Consider the following 5,493-nt stretch of genomic DNA (forward strand, 5'->3'; position numbering starts at 1 on the left):
GTCTCGTCTTACTCGGCAGCGGCGGCGGGAGCTTCCACCTCGCGCGCCTTCTCGGCGATGCGGGCGGACTTACCGCGGCGGCCGCGCAGGTAGTACAGCTTGGCGCGGCGCACATCGCCACGGCGCACGACGGTGATGTCGGCGATGACCGGCGCGTAGAGCGGGAAGATACGCTCCACGCCTTCGCCGTAGGAGATCTTCCGCACGGTGAAGGAGGAGTTGATGCCACGGTTGGAACGGGCGATGCACAGGCCCTCGAAGGCCTGGATACGCGAACGCTCGCCTTCCTTCACCTGCACGTTCACGCGCAGCGTGTCGCCGGGGACGAAGGTGGGGATGGCTTTGGCTTCGGTCAGCTTCGCGATTTGCTCGGCTTCCAGCGTCTGGATGATGTTCATGGGTTAGGGTCCTTCTCGAATGGGGTGTTTAGGGCGCGTGGGCGCCGGATGCAATGTATTGGTTGTAGAGGTCGGGCCGGCGGCGTTGCGTGATCTGCCTGGCCTCGTGCAGGCGCCAGGCGGCGATGGCGGCATGGTTGCCGGAGGTGAGCACGTCCGGCACGGCGTGGCCTTCCCAGACAGCCGGACGGGTGTAGTGCGGGTATTCCAGCAGCGCGTCGGAGAAGCTTTCCTCCACGCCGCTTTCCGCATGGCCCATCACGCCCGGCAGCAGGCGGATGACGGAATCGAGCAGCACCAGCGCCGGCAGTTCCCCGCCGGAGAGGATATAGTCCCCGATGCTGATCTCCTCGCCCTGGCGCGCCTCGATGACGCGCTGGTCGAAGCCCTCGAACCGCCCGCACACCAGGACCGCGCCTGGGCCTTCCGCCAGTTCCCGCACGCGGCCTTGCGTGAGCGGCGCGCCGCGCGGGGTGAGGAAGATGAGCGGCCGCTCATCCGCCGAACCATTGGGGGCTGCGTCCGCAACCGCGCCGATGGCCGCATCCACCACGTCCGGCCGCAGCACCATGCCGGCGCCGCCACCGAAGGGCGTGTCGTCCACGCTGCGGTGCCTGCCCAACCCGAAGTCGCGGATATCCGTGACCTTCAGGCTCCATTTCTGCTCCGCCAGCGCCTTGCCGGCCAGGGAGTCCCCCAGCGGGCCGGGAAACATGGACGGGAACAGGGTGAGGATGTCCGCGCGCCAGGTCATGCGTCCTCGCGGGCCTCCACCTCGGCCGGCGGGATGACGACGACGAAGCCCTCGCTGACATTCACCACAGGCACGCAGGCCTTGGTGAAGGGGATCAGCCTGCCGCCCGGCATGATCTCAAGGCTGACACCGGCGCCGTAATCCAGCACGTTGGCCACCCGCCCGATCTCTTCGCCCGCCTCGCCGCGCGCCTGCAGGCCGATGAGATCCGCGAAATAGAACTCCTCCTCCTCCGCCTCGGGCAAAGCCTCGCGGGGGATGAACAGCTCCACATTCGTCAGCGTCTCGGCCTCGGTGCGGTCGGCAATCCGGCGCTTACCCTTGGGCGTCACCTCGCTGATCCAGGCGGCATTCTCATGCGCCCATTCCAGCGCAAACTGCCGGCCCTTGCGGTCGGTCAGCGTGTACGCCGCCAGGGACTCCGGGTCCTCGGCGAAGACGTTCACGCGCACCTGGCCGCGCACGCCGTGCGGCTTGCCAATCACGCCCATCAGGATCAACCGGTCGTTCACGCGCCCTCTGCTTGGTTAGGCGGCCGCCGCGGCCTTGGCGCGCGCAGCTTCGCGCTCCTGCGCCTTCTTCTTCGGCGCGGACTGCTTGGTCTGCTCGGCGCGCACCGGGGCCTTGATCAGGTCGGCCTTGGCGAGGAAGCGGGCGACGCGGTCGGTCGCCTGGGCGCCGTTGGCGATCCAGTACTGCAGGCGCTCGGTCACCAGGGTCACGCGGTCGGCGTGGTCGGCGGGCAGCATCGGGTTATAGGTACCGACGCGCTCGATGAACTTGCCGTCGCGCGGGGCGTTCGCATCGGCGATGACGATGTGGTAGAACGGGCGCTTCTTGGCGCCGCCGCGGGACAAACGGATTTTAACAGACATGAGTACTCCTTAGGTTAACTAAAAACTGGTTAAAACGGCCGGCGGCCACCTTTGGCGCCGCCCATGGCGGATTGCATCTGGCGCATCATCGCCTCCGGGCCGCCCATCTTGTTCATGCGCTTCATCATGGTCGACATATCGTCGAACTGTTTCAGCAGCTTGTTCACTTCCTGCACGGTGGTGCCGGAGCCTGCCGCGATGCGCTTCTTGCGGCTGGCCTTCAGGATGTCCGGGGCGCGGCGCTCGGCGGGGGTCATCGAGCCGATGATCGCCACGTGCTTCTTGAACATTGTGGTGTCCAGATTGGCGTTCTCGATCTGCTGCTTCATCTTGCCGACACCCGGCAGCATGCCGAGAATACCGGAGAGCGAGCCCATCTTGGAAATCTGCTTCAGCTGCGCCGCGTAGTCTTCCAGGTCGAACTTGCCTTTCGCCATCTTCTTGGCGAGTTTCTCGGCTTCCGCCTGATCGATATTCTGCGCCGCGCGCTCGACCAGGCCGACAATGTCGCCCATGCCGAGGATGCGCCCGGCGATGCGCTCCGGGTTGAACTCGTCCAGCGCGTCCAGCTTCTCGCCCATGCCGGCGAGCTTGATCGGCGCGCCGGTAACGCTGCGCATGGAGAGCGCGGCGCCGCCACGGGCATCGCCGTCGAGCCGGGTCATCACGATGCCGGTGATCTGCACCGCCTGGTTGAAGGCGGTGGCGGTGGTCACCGCGTCCTGGCCGGTCATGGCGTCCACGACCAGCAGGGTTTCCACCGGGTTCACCGCATTGCGGATCGCTTTCACCTCTTCCATCAGCGCGAAATCGATGGAGAGACGGCCCGCCGTATCCAGGATCACGACGTCGTAGACTTCCCGCCGCGCCGTATCCATGGCGCGGTTGGCGATCTGCAGCGGCGTCTGCCCGGGGATGATCGGCAGGCAGGCGACCTCGGCCTTCTGCGCCAGCTGCTCAAGCTGAAGCTGGGCGGCGGGGCGCTGGGTATCCAGGCTGGCCAGCAGCACCTTCTTGCGCTCGCGGGTCTTCAGCCGCAGCGCGATCTTGGCGGAGGTGGTGGTTTTGCCGGAGCCTTGCAGGCCGACCATGAGGAAGGGGATTGGCGAGGGGGCGAATAGGTTGAGCGGGGAGGGGGCGCCACCGAGCGCCTCGATCAGCGCGTCATTGACGATCTTCACCACCATCTGGCCGGGCGAGACGGAGCGCAGCACTTCCGCGCCGACCGCCTGTTCCTTCACCTTGGCGACGAAGTCCTTTACCACCGGCAGCGCCACGTCGGCATCGAGCAGCGCCAGGCGGATCTCCCGCAGCGCCTCGTTTACGTCGGACTCAGACAGCGCCCCGCGGCGGCGGAGCCGGTCGAAAATATCCGAAAATTTGCCCGACAGCGTGTCGAACATGGCCAGAATTCCTTACAACGCAAAACGCGCCGTGGTGCGAACCCTCGCAGCACGGCGGTTTATGTGGTTCGGCTCATGCGCCCCTCGGGCGCTGGAGTCAATGGGGTCAGGCGGCCAGGGCGCGGCGCAAGGTCTCGGCGTTGTCCCCGGTGATCAGCCCTTCGCGCAGCAGCAGGTCGATGAGCACCAGGGTGACATTGAACTTGAACTCATCCGTGGTGGAGAGCACCTCCAGCACGCGCGGCAACGGCCAGAGCGAGAAGGACTCCACCTCGCCGTCCACCGGCTCGGGCGTGAAGCTCTCGGGCAGTTCCAGGTCGTAGGCGTGGATCAGGTCCCGCCGCAGCCCCTCGGGGCGTTCCATGTCGTAGCGGAAGGTGCCCACAAGGCGGGCATGGACGGCCATGGCTTCGGGCAGGGCGGCCTCTTCCTCGGATTCCTTCACCAGTGCCTGGAACGGCGTGTACCCCGCCGGCACCCCGCCCGCCACCAGATGGTCGAGCTTGCCGGGGTCGAGCTTCTTGTTCGCGGCGCGCTTGCCGACCCAGACATGCACGCCATCCGCCCGGCGGACGATGCCGTTGAGATGCACGCCCACGCCGATGACCCCGAAGTCGGGCAGGGCGCCACGGTCCAGCACCGCCAGCGCCGGGCCGTCGGCGGTCTCGCGCACGTCGAAATCTTCCGCCCGGGTGGGGATGCCGGCCGCGGCGGCGAGTTCGTTGAGCTGGGGCAGGGCGGCTTCGTTCAGCAGCACCTTGTGCGCCAGCACGGTCACGCGCGGCGAGATTTCGGCAAGCCGCGCCGCCAGGGCGGGGCGGAGATAGCCGATATGGTGCGCCCCGGCGTAAAGCGGCAGGCGTTCGCCGGGCAGAACGGCCGTGTGGCAGGCCGCTATGTGCGAGAGGAGCTTTGCAATTCGTGCGTCAGATGCCATGTGCGCTCCCATGACCCGTAATGCCGCCCGTGCCAACCCCCATCTTGCGCCCAACCTCGGGGCCAAGCAGACGCATGGCTCCTTCGCCACCATCATCTCGCTGCTGCCTTATCTCTGGCCCAAGGGCGAACCCGCCCTGCGCGCGCGCCTGGTGCTGGCCAGCCTCGCCATGCTGCTCTCCAAGGTGGCGACGGTGTATGTCCCGGTGGTTTACGGCCGGTCGGTGGACAAGCTCACCCATGCGGCCGGGCCGCTAGCCGTCCCGGCGGCGCTGATCGTCGGCTACGCGCTGGTGCGCATCGCCTCCGCCGCCTTCGGCGAGTTGCGTGACGCCCTGTTCGCGGCGGTGCAGATGCGCGCCTCCCGCGTCGTGGCGCGCAAGACCTTTGAGCATCTGCACGCGCTCTCCATGCGCTTCCACCTGGACCGGCAGACCGGCGGCCTGTCCAATATCATCCTGCGCGGCACCAACGGCATCCAGAGCGTGCTGCGCCTGGCCACGTTCAACCTGCTGCCGACCATCATCGAGCTGCTGCTCACCACCTTCATGCTGTGGTATCTGTTCAATGCCTGGTACGCGCTGATCACCTTCACCGCCATCGGCTTCTACATCGCCTTCACCTTCGCCTTCACCACCTGGCGGACCAAGTTCCGCCGCGCCATGAACGAGACCGACACCGAGGCGCAGAGCAAGGCCATCGACAGCCTGCTGAATTTCGAGACGGTGAAGTATTTCGGCAACGAGGCGCATGAATCGAAGCGCTTCGACGAAAGCCTGGCGCGGTACGAGACGGCCTCGGTGAAGTCCCAGGTCTCGCTCAACATGCTCAATATCGGCCAGGCGGTTATCATTTCCCTGGCGTTGGGGGCGATGATGCTGATGGCCGCCTGGGGGGTGGTGTACAACCACATGTCCCCGGGCAGCTTCGTGGTGGTGAACACCTATCTGATGCAGCTTTACGTGCCGCTCAACTTCCTGGGCTTCACCTATCTCACCCTGAATCAGGGGCTTATCGACATGGAGCAGATGTTCTCGCTGCTGCGTGTCAACCAGGAGGTGAAGGACACGCCCGGCGCGCTCACGCTGGAGCGCCACGGCGCGCCGGCCGAGGTGCGGTTCGAGGAC

General features: G+C 66.5%; 7 protein-coding genes. 1 reads left to right on the top strand and 6 read right to left on the bottom strand.

Annotation, left to right across the window (positions count from 1 at the left end):
- Positions 1-8: 8 nt before the first annotated feature.
- From rplS to ACLPJJ_RS12540, 6 genes are all read right to left on the bottom strand, one after another.
- Positions 9-398, bottom strand: a complete 390-nt coding sequence (gene rplS, locus ACLPJJ_RS12515) for a 50S ribosomal protein L19 (protein WP_443591306.1) — start codon at positions 396-398, stop codon at positions 9-11.
- A 28-nt stretch (positions 399-426) separates the two neighbouring features.
- Entirely contained in the window at positions 427-1,152 is a 726-nt protein-coding gene (gene trmD / locus ACLPJJ_RS12520; RefSeq protein WP_443591307.1) for a tRNA (guanosine(37)-N1)-methyltransferase TrmD, read from the bottom strand.
- Positions 1,149-1,664: a ribosome maturation factor RimM gene (rimM, locus tag ACLPJJ_RS12525; RefSeq protein ID WP_443591308.1), complete on the bottom strand. Its 516-nt coding sequence runs from the start codon at positions 1,662-1,664 to the stop codon at positions 1,149-1,151. The genes trmD and rimM overlap by 4 nt, the downstream gene beginning before the upstream one ends.
- 15 nt (positions 1,665-1,679) lie before the next feature.
- Positions 1,680-2,027: a 30S ribosomal protein S16 gene (gene rpsP / locus ACLPJJ_RS12530; RefSeq protein WP_443591309.1), complete on the bottom strand. Its 348-nt coding sequence runs from the start codon at positions 2,025-2,027 to the stop codon at positions 1,680-1,682.
- Positions 2,028-2,056: 29 nt separating this feature from the next.
- Positions 2,057-3,430, bottom strand: a complete 1,374-nt coding sequence (gene ffh, locus ACLPJJ_RS12535) for a signal recognition particle protein (protein ID WP_443591310.1) — start codon at positions 3,428-3,430, stop codon at positions 2,057-2,059.
- A 106-nt stretch (positions 3,431-3,536) separates the two neighbouring features.
- Positions 3,537-4,367, bottom strand: coding sequence for an NUDIX domain-containing protein (locus tag ACLPJJ_RS12540; RefSeq protein WP_443591311.1), 831 nt, complete (start codon positions 4,365-4,367; stop codon positions 3,537-3,539).
- Between the two features lie 10 nt (positions 4,368-4,377).
- On the opposite strand from ACLPJJ_RS12540, the gene ACLPJJ_RS12545 reads away from it, so the two are divergent.
- The coding region (locus tag ACLPJJ_RS12545) for an ABC transporter transmembrane domain-containing protein (protein WP_443591312.1) at positions 4,378-5,493 on the top strand (1,116 nt) is incomplete at its 3' end.

It is taken from the genome of Acidocella sp., from assembly GCF_052326845.1.
In the GTDB taxonomy this organism is placed as follows: domain Bacteria; phylum Pseudomonadota; class Alphaproteobacteria; order Acetobacterales; family Acetobacteraceae; genus Acidocella.